The organism is Enhydrobacter sp. (genome assembly GCA_025808875.1).
Lineage (GTDB): Bacteria > Pseudomonadota > Alphaproteobacteria > Reyranellales > Reyranellaceae > Reyranella.
On record CP075528.1, the window covers coordinates 1670096 to 1692097 of the forward strand.

Below are 22002 nucleotides of genomic sequence, written 5' to 3' on the forward strand. Positions count from 1 at the left end.
GGTCAATTCCCCGGGGTTATGATGATCACGTCGCGCCAGCTCGAGGCCTTCCGCGCCACGCTCGAACTCGGAACCGTGACCGCCGCCGCCGAACGGCTGGGCGTCTCGCAGCCCGCCGTCAGCAAGATCCTGGCCGGACTCGAGGCCGAGATCGGCTATCCGCTGTTCTCCCGCGAGCGCAAGCGGCTGGCGCCGACGCGCGAGGCGCGGCTGCTGGCGGCGGAGGCCGACCGCCTCCATCGCGGCCTCGAGCGCATCACCGAGATGGCACGCGCCATCGGTGCGCGGCAGGTCGGCGACCTGCACGTCTATTCGACGCCGGCGCTCGGCCGCACCGTGCTGCCCGACGTGATGGCGCGGTTCCTGCGCCGGCACGGCGACGCGCAGATCGTCTTCCATGTCCGCAGCTCGACCTACATCAACCAGAAGACCATCGACCAGCAGCTCGATCTCGGCTTCTCGATGATGCCGTTCGAGCACCCCTCGATCGTCGCCGAGGAGCTGAGCCGCGCCGCGGCCGTCTGCGTGCTGCCGCGCGAGCATCGGCTGGCCAGGCGCCGGGCGATCCGACCCGCCGACCTGCGCGGCGAGCGCTTCGTGTCGTTCCCGCTCGACGGCCGCATGCGCCATCTGATCGACGCCGCCTTCGAGCAGGAGCGCGTCGAGCGGCGCCTGCAGATCGACGTCTATTCCTCGGCCGAGGCCTGCGCGCTGGTGTCGCGCGGTGCCGGCGTGTCGATCGTCGAGCCCTTCACCGCGCGCGACTACGCGCCCGCCGTCGCCGTCGTGCCGTTCGAGCCGCGCATCCGCTATCTCTTCCGCGCGCTCAGGCCGCGCTTTCGCACGCCGTCGCTGCTGTCCGACGCGTTCCTCGAGGCGGTGAAGGCGCATCTGAGGGCCGGGGCCTGGAACTAGGCGGCGCCCGGAGCGAAGCCGGGCGGGAACAGTGCCGACGCGCCGCTCTCGCGGTCGAACGCCTGCGCGAGTGCGATCAGCGCCGCCTCCTCGTACCACGGTGCCACGAAATGGACGCCGATCGGCAGGCCGCTCTTCGCCAACCCGAAGGGTATGCTGATCGCCGGATGGCCCGTCATGTTGAAGGGGATGGTGTAGGCGTACCACGCCGAGCGCAGATCGCCGATCGGCTTGCCGTCGACCACCAGCGGCGCGAACTGGTCCTGGCCGGCCGGCGGCGCCGGCGTCGCCACCGTCGGCGTCAACAGGAAGTCGGCATCGGCGAACAGCCGCTGCACCGACTTGAAGACGGCGGTGCGGTCGAACAGCACCTGGCGGAGCGTCGCGATGTCGACGGCGGCGCCCTCCTCGAGCGTCTTCACGAAGGACGGGTCGAGATCGTTGCGGCGGCTCGACAACAGCGCGCCGAAGCGGGTGATCTGGTTGGCGCGCAGCATCAGCCGCGCGGCGTCGAGCTTCCAGTCGACGTCGCGTCCGTCGAGTTCGGCGATCCTCGCCCCGCGCCCGTCGAGGAAGGCGATGGCCGCATCGAGCCGGGCTTCGCTGTCGGGATGCAGGTAGCCGCCGGTGAGGCGGCGGATCACCGTGATGCGCTTGCCGGCGATGATATCGCCACCGGCCGCCGCCGGCCAGGCGAAGGGCGTGCGGGCGGCGCCGAGCGACCACGGATCCCCGGCGTCGCCGCGCGACATTGCCGCGAGCCCGATGCCGAGATCGGCGGGATGGCGCGCCATGACGCCGAGATAGGTGAGCTGGCCGAACTGGTCCGTCGCCATCTCGTGCGGCACGCGGCCGAGCGTCGCCTTCAGCCCGTAGATGCCGCAGCACGCCGCCGGAATGCGGCCCGAGCCCGCGCCGTCGGTCGTCATGGCGATCGGTCCCAGGCCGAGCGCGACCGCGACCGCGGCGCCACCGCTCGAGCCGCCGGAGCTGTGCTCGCGGTTCCACGGATTGCGCGTGACGCCGTGCAACGGGCTGTCGGTCAGCACCTTGTGGCCGTATTCGGGCGTCGTCGTCTTGGCGAACAGCACGGCATCGGCGGCGCGCCACTGGGCGACGGCGCTCGCATCCTCGGCCGGCACGTTGTCCTTCATGGTGAGGGAGGCGAAGGCGGTCCGCAGGCCCCTGGTGAGGATCAGGTCCTTGGCCGAGACGGGTACCGCGGCCAGCGCGCCGAAGCTGCCGCCCGCCCCGTGCCTGGCATCGAGCGTGTCGGCCGTCGTGCGCGCGCCGTCGGCATCGAGCGTGGCGATGGGGTTGAACGGCTCGGCCCGGGCACATCGCGCCAGCAGGCCCTCGACGACGTCGCGCGCGGCGACCTTGCCCGATGTGAAGTCGCCGACGATCTCGGCGACGCTCTTGCCGGCGTAGTCACGTGCGGCCATGGATGTCCTTCTTTTCCCCTCGGCGACTATGCCGGACGAGGGCGAGGGCCGGGAAATTCATTCCGGACGGCAGGTCATGCCACGAGGTTATATTCCTGGGAGGATCGCATGCAGCAGCAGATCTCGGTCGTCACGCTCGGCATCGCCGATCTCGCGCGCTCCCGGCGCTTCTACGTCGAGGGCTTCGGCTGGGCGCCGGTGCTCGAGACGCCCGAGATCGTCTTCTACCAGATGAACGGGCTGATGCTCGGGACATGGCTCCTGCCGGCGCTGCAGGACGATGCGCGCCAGCAGCTCGCGGCCGGCTTCGGCCGCTTCAGCCTCGCGCACAACGTCGCCAGCCGCGACGAGGTGCAGCCGGCGATCGATCGCCTGCTGAACCATGGCGGCAGGCTGCTGCGCCCGGCGGACGCGCCGCCGCACGGCGGCTTCCGCGGCTACCTCGCCGATCCCGACGACCACATCTGGGAGATCGCCTGGAACCCGGCGTGGCCGATCAGCCCCGAGGGCTACGTCACCTTCGGCAGCTAGGCAGGTCCCCCTCCCCGGGGGGCGGCCAGGCGCTTTTCGGATCTGGATGTCGCGCTGGAAAGCGAGGGCGGCATCGATCTCGGCACCCTGGCGCGATTGCGCAGTGCGTTTTCCGAGAGCGACCTGCCCATCAAGGTCGATGTCGTGGACTGGAACGATCTCGACCCGGAATTCCGCGGCGTGATTCAAGCGAGCAGAGTATCTCTGTCATGACCGCGCCGATTCGGGCGTAGAATGACGTCTTGGAGTGGATGAGCCGGAGGTACCCATGCAGGGATCCCTGAGAGGCAATGCCGGCCCGCGTATCCGCCATGCGGCGGACGAGGGCGCGCCCTACGAAACCATCAGCGTCGACAAGCTGACGCCGATCATCGGCGCGGAGATCGGCGGCATCGACCTCGCCCGACCGCTCGGCAACCGCCAGCAGGACGAGATCCATCGCGCGCTGGCCGAGAATTGCGTGATCTTCTTCCGCGACCAGCACATCACGCCCGACCAGCAGGTTGCCTTCGGCCGGCTGTTCGGCGACCTGCACGTCCATCCCGCCGCGCCGCACGAGCCGGGCCGGCCCGAGCTGATGATCATCCATGCCGACAAGGACAGCCCGCGCGCCAACGGCGAGGGCTGGCACACCGACGTGAGCTGCGATCCCGAGCCGCCGATGGGCAGCGTCCTCTACATAAAGAAATGCCCGCCCAGGGGCGGTGACACCCTGTTCGCCTCGATGTACGCCGCCTACGACGCCCTGTCGGACCGCATGAAGAAGTATCTGGAGGGCATGACCGCCGTGCACGACGGCGAACAGGTCTATCGCGGCCTCTATGCGAACTATGGCGTGCAGGAGAAGGCGCAGTATCCCCGCGCGGAGCATCCCGTGGTGCGCACCCATCCCGTCACTCGGCGCAAGGCGCTCTACGTCAATCGCGGCTTCACCCGCCATCTCGTCGGCGTGCCGCGCGACGAGAGCGAGGGGATCCTGCGCTATCTCTACGAGCACATGGAAAACCCGCTGTTCCAGTGCCGCTTCCGCTGGCGGGAGAACTCGATCGCCTTCTGGGACAATCGCTGCGTCCAGCACCGCGCCCTGTGGGACTACTGGCCCCATACGAGGAGCGGCAACCGCGTCACCATCGCGGGCGACAAGCCGTTCTGATAAAAGCGCCGCGTGCTCGTCATCTTCGATTGCGACGGCGTGCTGGTGGACAGCGAGCCCCTGGCCAACGCGAGCTTCTCGCGCGCGCTCGCGGCCGTGGGCCTCGAGTGGAGCGTCGAGGAGACGATGCGCCGCCTGATGGGGCGGTCGCTGAAATCCTGCGTCGAGATCTGCGAGGCCGAGCTCGGCCGCGCCCTGCCCGCCGACTTCGTCGAGAAGATGCAGGCCGTCACCTACCAGAGCTTCCGCGACGCGCCGCTGCGGCCGATCGCCGGCGTGAAGGACGCCGTGCTCGCGCTACAGGCCGCCGGCCTCGACACCTGCGTGGCGAGCTCGGGCGCCCCGGAGAAGATGCGCTTCACGCTCGGCCTCACCGGCCTGTGGGAGCTGTTCGGCGGCCGCATCTTCAGCTCGAGCCAGGTGCCGCGCGGCAAGCCGTTCCCCGATCTCTTCCTGCACGCCGCGCTGGCGATGAACGTCCACCCATTCGACTGCGTGGTGGTCGAGGACTCGGTGCCCGGCGTGGAGGCGGCGCGCGCCGCCGGCATGCGCCCGTTCGCCTATGCCGCGGCGCCCTATGCCGATCGCGACGGATTGGCGGCAGCGGGCGGTTTCCTGTTCAGCGAGATGAAGCAGTTGCCGGGCCTGGTGCTGGAATGACCGGCTCCTGGTCGATGGGCGCGGGCAAGGCCGAGCGCGTGGTCGTCGTCGGTGCCGGCATGGCGGGGCTGGTGGCGGCGCGGCTGCTGCACGATTCGGGATTCGAGGTCATCGTGCTCGAGGCGCGCGAGCGGCTGGGGGGCCGGGTGTGGACCGATTCGCGGCTCGGCGTGCCGCTCGATCTCGGCGGATCGTGGGTGCATGGCGTGGACGGCAATCCGCTGACATCGTGGTGCGACGCGTTGGGCGTGAAGCTGATCGAATCGGAGGGCGACCGCCTGCTGATCGATCCGCGCGCCACCGCCGCCACGCGCAACGGCCAGCAGCGGCGCGCCGTGCCGGGGCGCAGCGCCTTCGCCGCGGCGATCGCCTGGTCGAGCTGGAAAAGCAAGCTGATGGCGCGAGTTCATGGCCCGCGCTCGATCTCGGTCAAGGACGCGATCGATCCGCTGCTCGGCGCGAAGTGGCTGCGCGAGATCGACCGGCTGGTCGTGGCGACCTACCTGGAGAGAAGCGAGGGCGTGCACGGCTCGCTCTACGACAAGATCTCCGTGGAGGAGTGGTTTCCGACCGAGGGGCTCGAGCGCAATGCCCAGCCCAGGGGCGGCTTCCAGCCCCTGCTCGACGACGCCGCACGCGGCCTCGACATCCGCTTTGGTGCGGCCGTCGAGCGCATCGCATGGGGCGGCGAGGGCGTCACCGCCGTTCTCGCGGGCGGCGAGAGGATCGCCGCGGACCGCGCGCTCGTGACGGTACCCATCGCACTGCTGCGCGCCGGCAAGCCGTCCTTCGAGCCGCCCCTGCCGGCCCAGCAGCAGGAGGCCATCGAGCGGATCGGCTACGGTGCCGGAGTCCTCGCCAAGATCTATCTGCGCTTCCCCGAGGTGTTCTGGCCGACGCAATCGAAGTGGTTCGGCCGGCTGCCCGACGCACCCGATCGGCGCGGCACCTTCAACACCTTTGTCGCCCACCACGAGGAGACCGGCCTGCCGATCCTGTTGAGCTTCGCCAACGGCCAGACGGCGCGGCGCTACGACCTCGAGACGCCTGACGAGGCGGTGAAGGACGCCGCGGTCGCCTCGCTGCGCAAGATGTTCGGCGCCAATCGCGTGCCCGAACCGGAGGCCTTCGTGTTCCCGCGCTGGCTGAGCGATCCCTGGTCGAGGGGCGGCTACACCTATCCAGGCGTCGGCAGCCCGGTCGAGGATCGCGAGCGGCACGCCCGCCCGCTTGCCGACCGCGTCTTCTTCGCCGGCGAAGCGACCGAGCCCGGCGAGTACGGCACGGTCCATGCCGCGCTGTGGTCGGCCGAGCTCGCCGTGACATCGCTGTGGCGCACGACGGTCGGCGGCGATCCCGACCGCTCGCGGCGTCCGTGGGCCAAAGCGCGGGTTGGCGCGGGCAGGGCCTACGGGAGTAAGAAGTAGGTCCCATGACCGTCGCCAACGTCCTTTTCGTCCTCGTCATCCTCTCGGGCCTCGCCACGCTCGGCGTGCTGTTCGCGGGCCTGGTGTCGATGAGCCGCAATCGCGAGTCGACCGTCGAAGGCGGACGGCGCAGCAACCGTCTGATGTGGTGGCGCGTGCGGCTGCAGCTGCTGACCCTGGTGCTGATCCTGCTGTGGTACCTGGCGAGCCGGACGTGAGCCGATGGTCAAGCTGACGCGTATCTACACAAGAGGTGGCGACAAGGGAGACACGTCGCTCGGCCGCGGCGAACGCGTGGCCAAGCACGATGCGCGCGTCGAAGCCTACGGCACGGTGGACGAGCTGAACGCGGTCGTCGGGCTGGCGCGAGAGGCCATGTTGCGTGGCGGCGGCGACCGCGCGCCGCTGGTCGAGACCGACGCCATGCTCGGCCGCATCCAGAACGACCTGTTCGATCTCGGCGCCGACCTCTGCACCGTCGAGGCCAAGGGCGGCGGCGAGGCGCTGCGGGTCGTGCCGGCGCAGACGGCGCGGCTGGAACGCGAGATCGACGCGATGAACGGCGAGCTGAAGGAGCTCACCTCGTTCATCCTGCCGGGCGGCAGCGAGGCGTCGTCGTGGCTGCATCTGGCGCGCACCGTGGCGCGCCGCGCCGAGCGGCGCATGACGGCGCTGGCCGCCGGGCAGCCGGTCAACGGCGAGGCGATCAAGTACGTCAACCGCCTGTCCGACCACCTGTTCGTGCTCGCGCGCCGCCTCAACGACAACGGCGCGCGCGACGTGCTGTGGGTTCCGGGCGGCAACCGTTCGGCGACCTAACGAATTGAAATGCCTTGGTAAAACTTTTCGCGGGGCGGTTTTGTGCAGCGCGCCATAGCCTTGACATGATCGGCTGAACGCCCCTACACGAAAATCCCTTCGCCGGGCAGGTCGTCCGGCCCAACCCACCAATAGGCAACAACGCGATGAAAGTGCTGGTCGCGGTCAAGCGGGTCATCGACTACAACGTCAAGATCCGCGTCAAGGCCGACAACACGGGCGTCGAGACGGCGAACGTCAAGATGTCCATGAACCCCTTCGACGAGATCGCCGTGGAAGAGGCGATCCGCCTCAAGGAGAAGGGTGGCGCGACCGAGATCATCGCCTTTTCCGCCGGGCCGGCGCAGTGCCAGGAGACGATCCGCACCGCGCTCGCCATGGGCGCCGACCGCGGCGTGCTGGTGCAGACCGACGCCGAGCTGCAGCCGCTCGCGGTCGCCAAGCTGTTGAAGGCCGTGGTCGACAAGGAGCAGCCGGGCCTGGTGATCGTCGGCAAGCAGGCGATCGACGACGATTCCAACCAGACCGGCCAGATGCTGGCGGCGCTGCTCGGCTGGTCGCAGGGCACCTTCGCCAACAAGCTCAGCCTCGCCGACGGCTCGGCCGAGGTGAAACGCGAGGTCGACGGCGGGCTGGAGAACATCAAGATCAAGCTGCCGGCAGTGGTCACCACCGACCTGCGCCTCAACGAGCCGCGCTACGCCTCGCTGCCCAACATCATGAAGGCCAAGAAGAAGCCGATCGAGACGCTGGCGCCCGACGCGCTGGGTGTCGACGTCGCGCCGCGGCTCAAGGTCCTCAAGGTCGAGGAGCCGCCCAAGCGCAAGTCCGGCATCAAGGTGAAGACCGTGGCCGAACTGGTCGACAAGCTGAAGAACGAAGCGGGAGTGATCTGATCATGGCCATCCTCGTGGTCGCCGCGCACGACGGCAAGGCCGTCCGCGCCAACGTCGCCAACGCCGTCGCCGCCGCGACGCAGCTCGGTTCGGACGTGCACGTGCTGGTGGCCGGCTCCGGCGCCGGCGAGGCCGCCAAGTCGGCGGCTGCCCTGCAGGGCGTCGCCAAGGTCCTGCAGGCCGAGGATGCGGCCTACACCAACTGGGTCGCCGAGGACATCGCGCCGCTCGTGGTGAAGCTCGCGGCGAACTACAGCCACATCGTCATGGCGGCCGACTCGGTCGGCAAGAACGTGGCGCCGCGCGTGGCGGCCCTGCTCGACGTGGCGCAGGTCTCGGAGGCGATCCAGATCGTCTCGCCCGACACCTTCGTGCGGCCGATCTACGCCGGCAATGCGATGGCCACGGTGCAATCGACCGACAAGATCAAGGTCGTGACCGTCCGTCCCACCAACTTCAAGGCGGTGGTGGGCGGCGGCTCGGCGGCGATCGAGCAGATCGGCGGCGAAGGCAGCAAGGGGTTGTCGAGCTATGTCGGTGCCGAGCTCTCGAAGAGCGAGCGGCCCGAACTCACCTCGGCCAAGATCGTCATCTCGGGCGGCCGCGGTCTCGCCAGCGGCGAGAACTTCAAGCTGCTCGAGGCGCTGGCCGACAAGCTGGGCGCCGGTCTCGGCGCCAGTCGCGCCGCGGTCGATGCGGGCTACGTGCCGAACGACTACCAGGTCGGCCAGACCGGCAAGGTGGTGGCGCCGGATCTCTACATCGCCGTCGGCATTTCCGGCGCGATCCAGCATCTCGCCGGCATGAAGGACAGCAAGACCATCGTCGCCATCAACAAGGACGAGGAGGCGCCGATCTTCCAGGTCGCCGACTACGGCATTGTCGGCGACCTGTTCCAGATCGTGCCCGAGTTGACTGCCGCCGTGGACAAGAAGTAGCGCGGGGTATCGCGTCATGATCAAGCGCATCGGCGTCATCGGTGCCGGCCAGATGGGCAGCGGCATCGCCCATGTCTGCGCGCTGAAGGGCTTCGACATCCGGCTTGCCGACGTCGACGAGCCCCATCTGCAGAGCGGCCTGGACAATATCGGCCGCAACATGGACCGCCAGATCGGCCGCGGCATGATCCGGCCCGAGGACAAGGACGCGGCGTTGAAGCGCATCTCGACCGGCGTCGACTACAAGCAGTTTGCCGACTGCGACCTGATCGTCGAAGCGGCGACCGAGAACGAGGGCGTCAAGCGCGACATCTTCAAGAAGCTGTGCGTCGGCCTGCCGCCCAACGTCCTGTTGGCCACCAACACCTCGTCGATCTCCGTGACGCGTCTCGCCTCGGTCACCGACCGACCCGGCAAATTCATGGGCATGCACTTCATGAACCCGGTGCCGCTGATGGGGCTGGTCGAGCTGATCCGTGGCATCGCCACCGAGGAGGAGACGTTCCGCGCCGTACGCGACGTCGTCGTGCAGCTCGAGAAGAAGCCGGTCAATGCCGAGGACTTCCCCGCCTTCATCGTCAACCGCATCCTGCTGCCGATGATCAACGAGGCGGTTTACGCGCTCTACGAGGGCGTCGGCAACGTGGAAGCGATCGACACCGGCATGAAGCTCGGCGCCAACCATCCGATGGGCCCGCTCGAGCTCGCCGACTTCATCGGCCTCGACACCTGCCTCTCGGTGATGCAGGTGCTGCACGAGGGCCTCGCCGATTCCAAGTACCGGCCCTGTCCGCTGCTGGTCAAGTACGTCGAAGCCGGCTGGGTCGGCCGCAAGGTCAAGCGTGGCTTCTACGACTACTCGGGCGAGCGACCGGTGCCGACGCGCTAGGCGCTCGACGCGTTGTGGGGGGGGGGGGGGCCTGCATGACCAGAAAGTTTCTTCTGCTCGCCGTCGTCGCGGCGATGTCGTTCGCCGCCGTGCCGGTCGCCGTCGCCAACACGGCCTGGGCGCTGGCCGCGCGTGCCGCCCTGAACCGCATCCATCACATGCAGGAGGGCACGCACGATTTCGCAGCGGTCATCATCGAGGCACCGGCCGGCAAGATCTATGAGGTCGCGCTCGAGCACGCCCGCCAGAACCGATCGCTCATGATCCTCATGCAGGACCCGATCGCCCGCCGCCTGCAGGTCGCCGAGGGCGACCGCACCGCCACGCTGCACGTGGTCGAGTTCAGCCCGCAGGTCTCGCAGCTCATGATCGCGGGCACCGCGCGGCCCGGCGAGGGCGGCACCGCCTCGCGCGTCGTCGCCGCCGCCCTGCGCATCTGCGCCGAGATGAAGAAGGAATGCCAGCTCGAGCGCCGCTAGGGGCCCTGGACCGGTTCCAGCTCGCAGAACGTCGCGACAACAAGTCATAGGCAGGCCGGGCCGGGATGGGGGAGAATTGCCCATGCCCGATACAGCCGCCTTCGCCTCGCCGGTCCCCAGCCAGGGCGCCGAGCATTTCGACGTGCTGATCGTCGGCGCCGGAATCTCCGGCGTCGGCGGCGCCTATCATCTCACCCACCAATGCCCCGGCACCAGCTTCGTCGTGCTGGAGGCCCAGGAGAGCTTCGGCGGCACCTGGCTCACGCACAAATATCCCGGCATCCGCTCCGACAGCGACCTCTACACCTTCGGCTACCGCTTCAAGCCGTGGACCAGCGCGCCCATCGCCACGGCCGAGGAAATACTGCGCTACATGGGCGAGGTCATCGAGGAGAACGACCTCGCGCGCCATATCCGCTATTGCCACACCATCGTCACGGCACGCTGGTCGAGCGATGACGCGCGATGGACCATCGAGGGCCGCCGCACCGACACCGGCGAGGCCGTCCGTTTCACGGCCAGCTTCCTGTGGATGTGCCAGGGCTACTACCGCCACTCCGAGGGCTACACGCCGCAATGGCCAGGCATGGAGTCGTTCGAGGGCCGCATCGTCCATCCGCAGACCTGGCCCACCGACCTCGACTACAGGGGCAAGAAGGTCGTCGTCATCGGCTCGGGCGCGACCGCCGCCACGCTCATCCCGGCGATGGCCGGGGACTGCGCCCATGTCACCATGCTGCAGCGCTCGCCGACCTTCTTTCGCGCGGCGCGCAACGCCATCGATCTCGCCGACACGCTGCGCCAGCTCGAGGTCGACGAGACGTGGATCCACGAGATCGTGCGGCGCAAGATCCTGTTCGACCAGTCGGTGTTCACCCAGCGCTCGTTCGACGAGCCGGAGAAGGTGAAGCAGGAGCTGCTGGCCGGCGTGCGCGCCCATCTCGGCCCCGACTACGACATCGCCACGCATTTCACGCCGGGCTATCGGCCATGGCGCCAGCGCATCGCCTTCGTGCCCGACGGCGACCTCTTCAAGGGCATCGCCTCCGGCAAGGCCTCGGTGGTCACCGACGAGATCGAGCGCTTCACCGCCGGGGGCATCCTGCTGAAGTCCGGCAGGGAACTGGAGGCGGACATCGTCGTCACGGCGACCGGCTTCCATCTCAACGTGCTGGGCGACATCGACTTCGAGATCGACGGCCGGCGCCTCGACTTCGCCGAGACCGTTACCTATCGCGGCATGATGTTTACCGGCGTGCCCAACATGGTCTGGGTGTTCGGCTATTTCCGCGCGAGCTGGACCCTCCGATCCGACCTGGTCGCCGACTTCGTGTGCCGTCTGCTCGGCCACATGAAGACGAAGGGCGCACAGCGGGTCGAGGTGGCGCTGCGGCCCGAGGACAGGGACATGAAGCTGCTGCCCTGGATCGACAGCGAGAACTTCAATCCGGGCTATCTCGCGCGCGGCCTGCACCTGCTGCCCAAGTGCGGCGACAAGCGCGAATGGCAGCACACGCAGGATTACTGGAACGAGAAGAACGAGTTCCCGGAGATCGACCTCGACGACGCGGCCTTCGTCTACGGCAAGGCCAGGGTCACGGCCTGATCGACGGCACGATCGTCGGCCGGCGAAACACACGAAACCTTTCGCTGCACCCGCGAAATCGCGGCGCAACGGCCGGCTCCTAAGACGCCCCTCCGTTCGTGGAGGATGCCGTGTACAAGTTCCTGGGCGCCTTGTTCGGCGCCGCCGCCGCCGACCAGTTCTGGACGACCGACGACAAGATCGTGGCGCTGCTCATCGTGATCCTCGCCGTGGTCTGGGTCGCCGTGCCGCCCGGCCGCCCGAACGGAAACCGCTGAGGCGCAGGAGGGTCAGCCGCTCGTTCCCACCGCCGCGTTGATCAACGCCACCGCTTCGGGCTGGTCCCAGTCGGCTTCGCCCTCGAGGCGGCCGAGCTCGCGACCCTGCCGGTCGGCGAGGATGGTGGTCGGCAGCACGGTCGTGCCGGTCGCCTGCATGATCTTGCGGCCCTTGTCGAAGAAGATGCCGAGATTGATCAGCGCCTGCTGCTCGTAGAAGGGCACGACCTTGTCGCGCGACGGACCGTCGAGCGACAGCGGCAGGACGATCAGCTTGTCCTTGCCGACGAGGCCCTGCAGTCGGTCGAGGCTCGGCATCTCCTTGACACAGGGCGCGCACCAGGTCGCCCAGAAGTTCACCAGTAGCACGCGGTCCTTGAAGTCGGAGAACAGCGCTGGCCTGTCTTGGGCGTCGAGGAACTCGAGCGTGGGAAGCGGCTTGCCCGCCTTGGCGCGATCGAACTTCGCGACCGTGCCGGTGAACAGCCTGGGCCCTAGGTCGGCTAATGCCGGGGCGGCAAAAAAAGCCGATGCGCCGGCCAGCAGCGCGCGGCGGCCGATGAGGAAATTCGGGACGGGATGTGCCATAAGCCGCGTTCCTATCAGGATGATTGGCTTCTATTCATGGCACGGAAGAGCGCGAAAGGGCGAGGGGGTCGCAAGGCCAATCCCAATACGATGTGGGGCGGGCGCTACGCGCTCGGTCCGTCCGAGATCATGGAGAAGATCAACGCCTCCATCGGCTTCGACCGGCGGCTCTATGCCCAGGACATCGCGGGCTCGTTGGCGCATGCCGAGATGCTGGTCGCGCAGGGCATCCTGACGGCGGGCGACGGTCGCGCCATCCGGCGCGGCCTGCAGCAGGTGCAGGCCGAGATCGAGAGCGGCAAGTTCAGGTTCTCGACCAGGCTCGAGGACATCCATTTCAACGTCGAGGCGCGGCTCACCGAGCTGATCGGTCCGGCCGGCGGACGACTGCACACCGCGCGCTCGCGCAACGACCAGGTGGCGCTCGACGTTCGGCTGTGGGTGCGCGACACGATCGACCGCTTCGAGCCGATGCTGGCCGACCTGCAGGCTGCGCTGATCGAGCGCGCCGAGCAGCATGCCGCTACCATCATGCCGGGCTTCACCCATCTGCAGACGGCGCAGCCCATCACGTTCGGCCATCACCTGCTGGCCTATGTCGAGATGTTCGGCCGCGACCGCTCGCGGCTCGCCGATTGCCGGCGCCGCCTCAACGAATCGCCGCTCGGCGCGGCCGCGCTGGCCGGCACGCCCCATCCCATCGACCGGGTGAGGACGGCGAGAAGCCTCGGGTTCGACCGGCCGATGGCCAACTCGCTCGATGCCGTCTCCGACCGCGACTATGTCGTGGAGTTCCTGGGCGCGGCGGCGCTCTGCGCCGTGCATCTGTCGCGGCTGGCCGAGGAGATCGTGATCTGGTGTTCCGCGCCGTTCCGCTTCGTTTCGTTGTCGGACGCCTTCACGACGGGCAGCTCGATCATGCCGCAGAAGCGCAACCCCGACGCCGCCGAGCTGACGCGCGCCAAGGTCGGCCGGATCATGGGCGCGTTCGTGGCGCTCTGCACCATCCTCAAGGGCCTGCCGCTCACCTACCAGAAGGACATGCAGGAGGATAAGGAGCCGCTGTTCGACGCAACCGACTCGCTCGAGCTCGGCATCGCCGCCATGGCCGGCATGGTGCGCGACCTCAAGGCCAATCCGGAGCGCATGCGCGCCGTCGCCTCGGCCGACTATTCGGTTGCGACCGATCTCGCCGACTGGCTGGTGCGCGAGGTCGGCCTGCCGTTCCGCCAGGCCCATCACGTCACCGGCGTGCTGGTCGGCAAGGCGGCGGCGAAGGATGTTGACCTGGAAGCACTGTCGCTCGCCGAGATGCGGGCAGTCGAGCCGCGCATCACGAGGGCCGTCTACAAGGTGCTCACGGTCGAAGCGTCGGTGAAGGCGCGCAAGAGCTTCGGCGGCACCGCGCCCGCCAACGTCGCGCGCGCCGCCAAGCAAGCACGGAAGCGATTTCTATGAATTCCTTCGCTTACAGGAACGGCGAGATGCACGCCGAGGGCGTGGCGCTCAAGGCCATCGCGGCGCAAGTGGGCACGCCGTTCTACTGCTATTCGGCCCAGGCTCTGCGCGCCGCCTGGCAGGAGTTCGCCGACGGTATCAAGGGCGTGAACGCCTCGGTCTGCTATGCGCTCAAGGCCAACAGCAACCTCGCCGTCATCAAGCTGTTCGGCGATCTCGGCGCGGGCGCGGACATCGTCTCGGTGGGTGAGATGCGGCGCGCGCTGGCCGCCGGCATCCCGGCCGGGCGGATCATCTACTCCGGCGTCGGCAAGAAGCCGTCGGAACTCGCCGCCGCGCTCGAGGCGGGCGTCGGCCAGATCAACGTCGAGAGCTCGGCCGAGCTCGAGACGCTCAATGCCGTGGCGGGCCAGCTCGGTGTGACGGCGTCCATCACCCTCCGCGTCAATCCCGACGTCGACGCCAGGACCCACGCCAAGATCACCACGGGGCGCAAGGAGAACAAGTTCGGCATCGACATCGACCTCGCCCGCGAGGCCTATGCCCTCGCCGGGCGCCTGCCCAACCTGCGGGTGGTCGGGGTGGCGATGCATATCGGCTCGCAGCTCACCAGCCTGGAGCCGTACCGGGCGGCTATCGCGCGGGTCCGCGAGCTGGTCGGCCAGTTGCGCGCCGACGGCCATCGCGTCGAGCGCTTCGACATCGGCGGCGGGCTGGGGATCGTCTACGCCGACGAGCAGCCGCCCTCGATTTCCTCGTTCCTCGAGGTCGTGATCAAGGAAACCGAGGGCCTGGGCTGCGAGTTGACCTTCGAGCCCGGCCGCCGGCTGGTCGGCGAGGCGGGCGTGCTGGTGAGCGAAGTGATCCTGGTGAAGCCCGGTGTCTCCAAGACCTTCGTCGTCGTCGACGCGGCGATGAACGACCTGATCCGGCCGACCCTGTACGAGGCCTGGCACGACGTCGTGCCGGTCCGGGAACCCCGCCAGAATGCCGCCAAAATCCGTTGCGACATTGTCGGACCGATCTGTGAGTCCGGCGACTATCTGGCACAAAACCGTGATTTGGCCCCGCTGGCTGCCGGCGACCTCATCATGGTACGCTCGGCGGGCGCATATGGTGCGGTCATGGCGTCGACCTACAATAGCCGGCCCCTGGCGCCGGAGGTCATGGTCGATGGCACGCGATTTGCGGTCACGAGGCCACGACCGTCGATCGAGGAGATGATCTCGGCCGAGCGGTTTCCGCCGTGGATGGAATCCGCGAGGAAGTAGCGAGCAGCGAAAGGAAGTCGATGGCGCTCAGCCAAACCACGACGATCGGAGCCCCGGGACTGGAGCGCAAGATCGGCTTGGCGTGGATGGCGCTGGCTTGGGAGCGGCTGTGGCCGCGATCGACGCCGCTGCTGTCCTTTGCGGCCCTGTTCGTCGCGGCGGCGCATCTCGACCTCTTCGCCGGTCTCGATCCCTGGGTGCATAGCGGCTTGCTCGGCACGTTGGCCGTCACCTTCGTGGCGCTCGCCTGGTGGCAGCTGCGCGGCTTCGTATCGCCAAGCCGCGAGGAGGCGGTGCGGCGCCTCGAAAAGGATTCGGGCGTTCCCCATCGGCCGCTCGTCGCCGTGCAGGACACCATGGCGGCGGGCGAAGGCGACGCCATGGCGTCGGCCCTGTGGGAGGCCCATCGCCGACGCGAGGCGGCGCGGCTGGCGGCACTCACCAATGGTCCGGCGCATCCCGGCCTCGCCGTGCTCGATACCTGGGCGCTGCGCTTCCTGCCGTTGCTGGCGCTCGTCGTCGCCGTCGCGATCGCCGGCGGCTGGCGCAACGATCGCATGGCGGCAGCCTTCACGCCCGCTTTTCCGCCGCCGCCGCCGGTGGTCGCCAATCTCTGGATCGCGCCGCCGGCCTACACCGGAAAGGCGCCGATCTATCTCGACATGGCCGACCCCGACAAGCTGCTGCGCGTGCCGGTCGGCAGCAAGCTCGCGGGCTTCGTCGACGACGTGCGCGGCCGCCATCCGCCCAAGCTGGTGATCGACGGCCAGGAGAGCGAGTTCGCCACCGTCGGCAAGGGCAAGTTCCAGATCGAGCGGGTGATCGACCAGGGCACGCAGATCACGCTGCAGGCGCGGGGCGACGCCCAAGCCAGGTGGAAGCTCCATGTCATTCCCGACCTCGCCCCCACCATCGAGTTCGCCCGGCCGATCGCGGTCGACAAGTGGTCGACCAAGATCGAGTACATCGCCGGCGACGATTTCGGCATCACCGGCGTGCAGTTGCAGATCCGCCTGCATGGGTCGGTGCTCGGCGCCGACATGCTGAGCGACGACGAGGAACCGGAGGTGATGCGCGTCGACCTGCCGGTCGCGGGCAACGCCAAGAAGGTCGCCGACACGTTCGTGCGCGATCTCACCAGCTCGCCGTGGGCCGGCCTCAAGGTCACGGTGATGCTGTTCGCCACCGACGCGCTGGGCCAGAAGGGCCGTAGTGCGGTCGAGACGTTCCTGCTGCCCGAGCGCGTGTTCAACGACGCCACGGCGCGCGCCCTGATCGTCCTGCGCAAGGCGCTGACGCGCGACCCCAAATCGCAGCGCCTCGACGTCGTCGACGGCATGCGCATGATCCAGGCCCGCCCGGAGAGCTACCGCGACGATCCGGTGGTGCAACTCGGGCTGAGGCTGGGCGCGGCGCGCCTCGCCCAGAGCGGCGACAAGCCGACCATCGTCGAGAGCCAGAAGCTGCTGTGGGATCTCGCCATGCGTCTCGAGTCGGGCACCCTGTCCGATGCCGAGCGCCAGCTCGAGCAGGCGCGGCAGGAATTGCGCGACGCCATCCAGCGCCAGGCCGGCGACGAGGAGATCGAGCGGCTGATCCAGCAGCTCTACGACGCCATGAACCGCTGGCAGAAGGAGCTGGCGGAGCGCATGCAGGATCCGGAGGAACGTCGCCGCATGCAGGAGCAGGCGGAGAAGATGGATCCCAACAACACCATGACCTCCGATGACCTGCAGAAGATGCTGGACAAGATCCGCGAGATGGCGCGGGAGGGCCGCCGCGAGGAGGCCAAGCGCCTGCTCGAGGAGCTGCGCAAGATGATGGAGAACGCCACGCCGATGATGGCGAACCCCAATCAGCAGCGCCGCCAGGGCCAGCAGCAGGGCCAGCAGGGCCAGGGCAACCAGCAGGGCCGCGAGATGATGAACCAGCTCGACCGGCTGTCGCGGCGCCAGAACCAGCTGCTGGGCGAATCCGAGCGGCAGGGGCGCCAGCAGCAGCAACGCGGTCAGCGCGGCCAGCAAGGCCAGCAGGGTCAACAAGGGCAGCAAGGGCAGCAAGGCCAACAGGGGCAGCAGGGCCAGCAGCCGGGCGACGGTCAGTGGGGCGACAACCAGGGCAGCCAGCAGGAGGGCCTGCGCGGCCAGCTCGGCGATTTCATGCGCAGGCTCGACGAGAACGGCATGGGCATGCCCGAGTCGCTGGGGCGCGCGGAACGTTCCATGCGCGAGGCTGAGGAGGCGCTGCGGCGCGGCGATGCGCGCGACGCCGCCCGCGCCCAGCGCCGCGCGCTCGACAATCTCCAGCAGGGCATGGGCGATCTCGCCGAGCAGATGCGTCAGCGCGGCCCCGGCAACGGCCAGGATATCGCCGAGATCGAGGAGCGCGAGCGGCGCAGCGAGGAACGCGACCCGCTCGGTCGTTCGGACGGCAATTTCGGCGACTCGGTCGATACCGGCGTCGACAAGGTGCCGCTCGAGCTCGAGCGGCAGCGCAGCCGGGAAATCCTCGATGAACTGCGTCGCCGCGCCGGCGAGCAGATGCGTCCCAAGGACGAACTCGACTACATCGACCGGCTGCTCAAGACTTACTGACCGGCTGGTCCGCTACCCCACATCTAGCCCGCGGACTTCTCCACGACCCCGATATAGGGCAGGCCGCGGAAGCGGTGCGCCCAGTCGAGGCCGTAGCCGACCAGGAATTCGTCGCCGCAGCGGAAGCCGACGAAATCGGCCTCCAGCTCGGCGCGGCGTTTTCCCGGCTTGTCGAGCAGCGTGCAGACCCACACCCGGTTGGCGCCGCGCTCCTTGAGGAAGTTCTTGGCGAACCCCAGCGTGAGACCCGATTCGAGGATGTCGTCGACCAGCAGCACGTCGCGGCCGCGCACGTCGTCGACGATGTCGCGCACCACCTTGACGCTGCCCGATGTCTGGGTGGCGGTGCCGTAGCTCGACAGCGTCAGGAAGTCCATCGACCAGTCGGCGCCGGCATGGCTCAGCGCCCGGATCAGGTCGGCGGCGAACACGAAGCTGCCCTTGAGCACGGAGACCACGAGTGTGTCCGCGGGCAGTTTTGCCGCCAGCTCCTTCGCCATCTCGTCGACCCGCATGGCGATCTCGGCGGCCGAGAAGCGAATGGAGACTTTGGGCCGGTCGGGCATGATGCTCCCCGTCAGATGGCGGCGAGTTGCAGAAGAGAACGCAGCGAGCCGGGTAGCTGGGCAGCCAGGTCGTCGCCAAACACGACCAGCCCGGCGATCAGGAGCACGAACGCGACGGCCGCCCCGATCGCGACCTTGACCCAGACCCTGTTCGTCTTGGGCCTGATCAGCGCGGGAAGGGAAGGAGGTCGATCGGACGGCCGGATGATCATGTCCGGCACCGCCGCGCTCTTGGGCGCCTCGGGGCGCACGGTCACAACCTCGATCCAGCGATGTCCGCATCGTGCGCACTGAACGGTCCGTCCCGACGGGCCGATCGCCAGGGGATCGACAGCGTATCGGGCGCGACAGCTGGGACAGGTGACTTGCATGAGGGGCGGAGGGTTTCGCCACTAGATGTGCTTGCCGTCCGACATTATGCCTCTAAAACTGGGGTTACAAGCATGACTGGCCCGACCCTCTGGCTGCGTTCGCTGCTGTTCAATGTCGGTTGGTACGCGGGCACGGCGACGATCGCCGTGCTCGGCGCCCCCATCCTGCTGCTGCCGCGCGCCGCCGTTCGGGCCTGGGCGCGATTCTGGATTCGCTTCTGTCTGTGGTGGCTCGAGGTCACGGTCGGCCTGACCCATCGCGTGAGTGGCCTCGAGCATCTGCCCGGCGGACCGGTGATCATCGCCGCCAAGCATCAGTCGTCCTGGGAGACACTTTCCTTCACCCTGCTCTTTCCCGGCAGCGCCATCGTGCTCAAGCGCGAACTGCTGTTCATCCCCATCGTCGGCTGGGCGATGGCGCGTGCCGGCAACATCGCCGTGGCGCGCGGCGAAGGAGCGGCAGCGTTGCGCAGCCTGCTGCGCCAGGCCCGCCGGACGATCGCCGAGGGCCGCTCGATCGTGATCTTCCCGGAGGGCACCCGTGTCGCCGTGGGTGCCGAGCGGCCGTACCAGGTCGGCGTCGCGGCGCTCTACCGGCAACTCGGCGTGGCGGTCGTGCCGGTGGCGCTGAACTCAGGCGTGTTCTGGGGACGCCGGCGGTTCGTGAAGCGGCCGGGCCTCATCGAAGTGGAAATCCTGCCGCCCATAGCGCCCGGATTGGCGCGCGAGACGTTCATGGCCGCGCTGCGCGAGCGCATCGAGACAGGCACGGCGCGCCTGGTCGCTGGGGAACGAAGCTAGAACAATCCTGTTGATAGTGCTAGGGTGAGATCATGGATTGGGCCCCTATTTCCCAGCGCATTTGGGACATGAAGTATCGCTTCCGCGATCCCTCGGGGGACGCGGATGCCGACATCGACGCGACCTGGTGGCGGGTGGCACGGGCTTTGGCGGCGCCCGAGCGCGAGCCGGCTGTCTGGGCGGCGCGGTTCCATGAGGCCCTGTCGGATTTCAAGTTCCTGCCGGCCGGACGGGTGATCGCCGGCGCCGGCACCGGCCGCACGGTCACGCTCTTCAATTGCTTCGTCATGGGCACGATCCCCGACGACATGTCGGGCATCTTCGAGAACGTGCGCGAGGCGGCGCTGACCATGCAGCAGGGCGGCGGCATCGGGCACGATTTCTCGACCTTGCGGCCTGCCGGCGCGCCGGTGCGCGGCGTCGGCGCCGATGCCTCGGGGCCGCTCTCCTTCATGGATGTGTGGGACTCGATGTGTCGCACCATCATGAGCGCGGGGTCCCGCCGCGGCGCCATGATGGCGACCTTGCGCTGCGATCATCCCGACATCGAGGCCTTCGTCGATGCCAAGCGCGACGCCAAGCGGTTGCGCATGTTCAACGTCTCGGTGCTGGTCACCGACGCCTTCATGAGGGCGGTCGCGGAAGATGCCGACTGGGACCTCGTGTTCGGCGGCAAGGTCTACAAGACCATCAAGGCGCGGGCGCTGTGGGATCGCATCATGCGGGCGACCTACGAATATGCCGAGCCGGGCGTGATCTTCATCGACCGCGTGAACAAGCGGAACAACCTGCATTATTGCGAGACCATCCAGGCGACGAACCCGTGCGGTGAGCAGCCGTTGCCGCCCTACGGCGCCTGCCTGCTGGGCTCGATCAATCTCGGCGCGTTGGTCAACGATCCGTTCGGCCCCAATGCACGCCTCGACATGGAGGCACTGGAGCGGCTGGTGCCGCTCGCCGTGCGCATGCTCGACAACGTGATCGACGTGTCGCGCTTCCCGCTGCCGCAGCAGGAGCGCGAAGCCAAGGCCAAGCGCCGCATCGGGCTCGGCGTCACGGGCCTCGCCGACGCCCTGATCTTCTGTGGCGTGAGGTATGGCTCGCCGCAGGCCGTCGAGCTGGCGCGCGAATGGCTGGCCGCGGTCCAGCGCTTCTCCTATCTCGCCTCGGCCGACATCGCTGCCGAAAAGGGCAGCTTCCCGCTCTACGATCGTGCGCGCTATCTCGCCGGCGACACGGTGAAGGGCCTGCCGGTCGACGTGCGCGAAGCGATCGGGCGCTATGGCATCCGCAACGCGCTGCTCAATTCGATCGCGCCGACCGGGACGATCTCGCTGCTCGCCGACAACGTCTCCTCGGGCATCGAGCCGGTGTTCGCCTTCAGCCATGTCCGCCACGTGCTGCAGCCCGACGGCACGCGCCGCGAGGAGGCGGTCGAGGATCATGCCTTCCGCCTGTGGCGCAAGCTCAAGGGCAATGTCGAGCCGCCGACCGACGTCTTCGTCGATGCCCAGACGCTGGCGCCCGCCGATCACCTCGCCATGCAGGCGGCGGCGCAGGAATTCGTCGACAGCTCGATCTCCAAGACCATCAACCTGCCGAAGGACATCTCGTTCGAGGACTTCAAGCACGTCTACGAGGAGGCCTACGCTACCGGCTGCAAGGGCTGCACGACCTACCGTCCGAACGAGGTGACGGGCGCGGTGCTGGAGGTCAGGTCCAGCCTTCCTGCCGTCGTCGAGCCGATGCGCAAGGATACGGTCGTCTACATCGCCCAGCCGCTCGACCGACCGGAGGATCTGCCCGGCAAGACATACAAGATCAAATGGCCGGGCAGCGACCACGCCATCTACATCACTGTCAACGACGTCATCCAGGACGGCCGCCGCCGGCCGTTCGAGATCTTCATCAACTCCAAGAACATGGAGCACTACGCCTGGACGGTGGCGCTGACGCGCATGATCTCGGCGGTATTCCGCCGCGGCGGCGACGTCTCGTTCGTCGTCGAGGAGCTGAAGGCGGTGTTCGACCCGCGCGGCGGCCAGTGGATGGAGGGCCGCTACGTGCCGTCGCTGCTGGCGGCGATCGGCGGGGTGATCGAGCGCCACCTGATCGAAATCGGCTTCCTCGCGCCGACCGAGACGCCCCGGCCGTCGGACCTGGGCGAGCAGCGCCTGCGCCTCGCGGCGGGACACCGCGAACCGGTCGCGCCCGGCAACGGGGCGCCGGCGTCGTCGCTCGGCCAGTGCCCCAATTGCGGCGCCGCCACGCTCACCCACCAGGAAGGCTGCGATATCTGCCTCAACTGCGGCTACTCTCGCTGCGGCTGACCGGCTGG

At 68.4% G+C, this 22002-nt stretch carries 22 protein-coding genes; 18 read left to right on the forward strand and 4 right to left on the reverse strand.

Translation table 11 applies throughout. From position 1 onward, the window contains the following. The first annotated feature begins 18 nt into the window (after positions 1 to 18). Positions 19 to 915, forward strand: a complete 897-nt coding sequence (locus KIT25_08360) for a LysR family transcriptional regulator (GenBank protein UYN96926.1) — start codon at positions 19 to 21, stop codon at positions 913 to 915. Here the strand turns inward: KIT25_08360 and KIT25_08365 are convergent. Continuing rightward, positions 912 to 2360, reverse strand: coding sequence for an amidase (locus tag KIT25_08365; protein UYN96927.1), 1449 nt, complete (start codon positions 2358 to 2360; stop codon positions 912 to 914). The two genes, KIT25_08360 and KIT25_08365, sit on opposite strands and share 4 nt — an antisense overlap. A 108-nt stretch (positions 2361 to 2468) precedes the next feature. Between KIT25_08365 and KIT25_08370 the strand changes: the two genes are divergently transcribed. The 12 genes from KIT25_08370 (at position 2469) to KIT25_08425 (ending at position 12015) form a co-directional block, all read left to right on the forward strand. Then, positions 2469 to 2891: a VOC family protein gene (locus KIT25_08370; protein UYN96928.1), complete on the forward strand. Its 423-nt coding sequence runs from the start codon at positions 2469 to 2471 to the stop codon at positions 2889 to 2891. Positions 2892 to 3159: 268 nt separating this feature from the next. Next, positions 3160 to 4044: a TauD/TfdA family dioxygenase gene (locus tag KIT25_08375; protein ID UYN96929.1), complete on the forward strand. Its 885-nt coding sequence runs from the start codon at positions 3160 to 3162 to the stop codon at positions 4042 to 4044. 12 nt (positions 4045 to 4056) lie between these two features. Next, complete coding sequence (locus tag KIT25_08380) at positions 4057 to 4704, forward strand: HAD-IA family hydrolase (protein UYN96930.1); 648 nt, start codon at positions 4057 to 4059, stop codon at positions 4702 to 4704. After that, positions 4701 to 6131 (forward strand): FAD-dependent oxidoreductase, encoded by a 1431-nt coding sequence (locus KIT25_08385; protein ID UYN96931.1) that lies wholly within the window; start codon positions 4701 to 4703, stop codon positions 6129 to 6131. The genes KIT25_08380 and KIT25_08385 overlap by 4 nt, the downstream gene beginning before the upstream one ends. 5 nt (positions 6132 to 6136) lie before the next feature. After that, a complete protein-coding gene (locus KIT25_08390) occupies positions 6137 to 6349 on the forward strand; it encodes a twin transmembrane helix small protein (GenBank protein UYN96932.1) in 213 nt (70 codons plus the stop codon). A gap of 4 nt (positions 6350 to 6353) precedes the next feature. Continuing rightward, complete coding sequence (locus KIT25_08395; GenBank protein UYN96933.1) at positions 6354 to 6950, forward strand: cob(I)yrinic acid a,c-diamide adenosyltransferase; 597 nt, start codon at positions 6354 to 6356, stop codon at positions 6948 to 6950. A gap of 146 nt (positions 6951 to 7096) precedes the next feature. Continuing rightward, positions 7097 to 7846, forward strand: a complete 750-nt coding sequence (locus KIT25_08400; protein ID UYN96934.1) for an electron transfer flavoprotein subunit beta/FixA family protein — start codon at positions 7097 to 7099, stop codon at positions 7844 to 7846. 2 nt (positions 7847 to 7848) lie between these two features. Continuing rightward, entirely contained in the window at positions 7849 to 8784 is a 936-nt protein-coding gene (locus KIT25_08405) for an FAD-binding protein (GenBank protein UYN96935.1), read from the forward strand. 16 nt (positions 8785 to 8800) lie between these two features. Continuing rightward, a complete protein-coding gene (locus tag KIT25_08410) occupies positions 8801 to 9673 on the forward strand; it encodes a 3-hydroxybutyryl-CoA dehydrogenase (protein UYN96936.1) in 873 nt (290 codons plus the stop codon). 35 nt (positions 9674 to 9708) lie between these two features. Continuing rightward, complete coding sequence (locus tag KIT25_08415; protein ID UYN96937.1) at positions 9709 to 10152, forward strand: hypothetical protein; 444 nt, start codon at positions 9709 to 9711, stop codon at positions 10150 to 10152. A gap of 82 nt (positions 10153 to 10234) precedes the next feature. Further along, entirely contained in the window at positions 10235 to 11758 is a 1524-nt protein-coding gene (locus KIT25_08420; protein ID UYN96938.1) for an NAD(P)/FAD-dependent oxidoreductase, read from the forward strand. 110 nt (positions 11759 to 11868) lie between these two features. Next, the gene (locus tag KIT25_08425; GenBank protein UYN96939.1) at positions 11869 to 12015 is read left to right on the forward strand and encodes a hypothetical protein; all 147 of its coding nucleotides are present in this window, start codon (positions 11869 to 11871) and stop codon (positions 12013 to 12015) included. A gap of 12 nt (positions 12016 to 12027) precedes the next feature. Here KIT25_08425 and KIT25_08430 read toward each other — a convergent pair whose 3' ends face one another. Continuing rightward, a complete protein-coding gene (locus KIT25_08430) occupies positions 12028 to 12603 on the reverse strand; it encodes a TlpA family protein disulfide reductase (protein ID UYN96940.1) in 576 nt (191 codons plus the stop codon). 90 nt (positions 12604 to 12693) lie between these two features. Between KIT25_08430 and argH the strand changes: the two genes are divergently transcribed. From argH to KIT25_08445, 3 genes are read left to right on the forward strand one after another with little or no spacing between them, the layout of a single operon-like run. Next, complete coding sequence (argH, locus tag KIT25_08435) at positions 12694 to 14061, forward strand: argininosuccinate lyase (GenBank protein UYN97869.1); 1368 nt, start codon at positions 12694 to 12696, stop codon at positions 14059 to 14061. Next, complete coding sequence (gene lysA, locus KIT25_08440) at positions 14058 to 15332, forward strand: diaminopimelate decarboxylase (protein ID UYN96941.1); 1275 nt, start codon at positions 14058 to 14060, stop codon at positions 15330 to 15332. The genes argH and lysA overlap by 4 nt, the downstream gene beginning before the upstream one ends. Before the next feature lie 20 nt (positions 15333 to 15352). Then, positions 15353 to 17926: a TIGR02302 family protein gene (locus KIT25_08445; GenBank protein ID UYN96942.1), complete on the forward strand. Its 2574-nt coding sequence runs from the start codon at positions 15353 to 15355 to the stop codon at positions 17924 to 17926. Between the two features lie 23 nt (positions 17927 to 17949). Here the strand turns inward: KIT25_08445 and hpt are convergent, their stop codons facing one another. Then, positions 17950 to 18492, reverse strand: coding sequence for a hypoxanthine phosphoribosyltransferase (hpt, locus tag KIT25_08450; protein UYN96943.1), 543 nt, complete (start codon positions 18490 to 18492; stop codon positions 17950 to 17952). A gap of 11 nt (positions 18493 to 18503) precedes the next feature. Further along, on the reverse strand, positions 18504 to 18863 hold the full coding sequence (locus KIT25_08455) for a zinc-ribbon domain-containing protein (GenBank protein UYN96944.1): 360 nt from the start codon (positions 18861 to 18863) through the stop codon (positions 18504 to 18506). Positions 18864 to 18935: 72 nt separating this feature from the next. On the opposite strand from KIT25_08455, the gene KIT25_08460 reads away from it, so the two are divergent. Both KIT25_08460 and KIT25_08465 read left to right on the forward strand, forming a co-directional pair. Then, positions 18936 to 19664 carry a 1-acyl-sn-glycerol-3-phosphate acyltransferase gene (locus KIT25_08460; protein ID UYN96945.1) on the forward strand — a complete coding sequence of 243 codons (729 nt, stop codon included), beginning with the start codon at positions 18936 to 18938 and terminating at the stop codon, positions 19662 to 19664. 32 nt (positions 19665 to 19696) lie between these two features. Beyond that, the gene (locus tag KIT25_08465; protein UYN96946.1) at positions 19697 to 21994 is read left to right on the forward strand and encodes an adenosylcobalamin-dependent ribonucleoside-diphosphate reductase; all 2298 of its coding nucleotides are present in this window, start codon (positions 19697 to 19699) and stop codon (positions 21992 to 21994) included. Positions 21995 to 22002 lie beyond the last annotated feature (8 nt).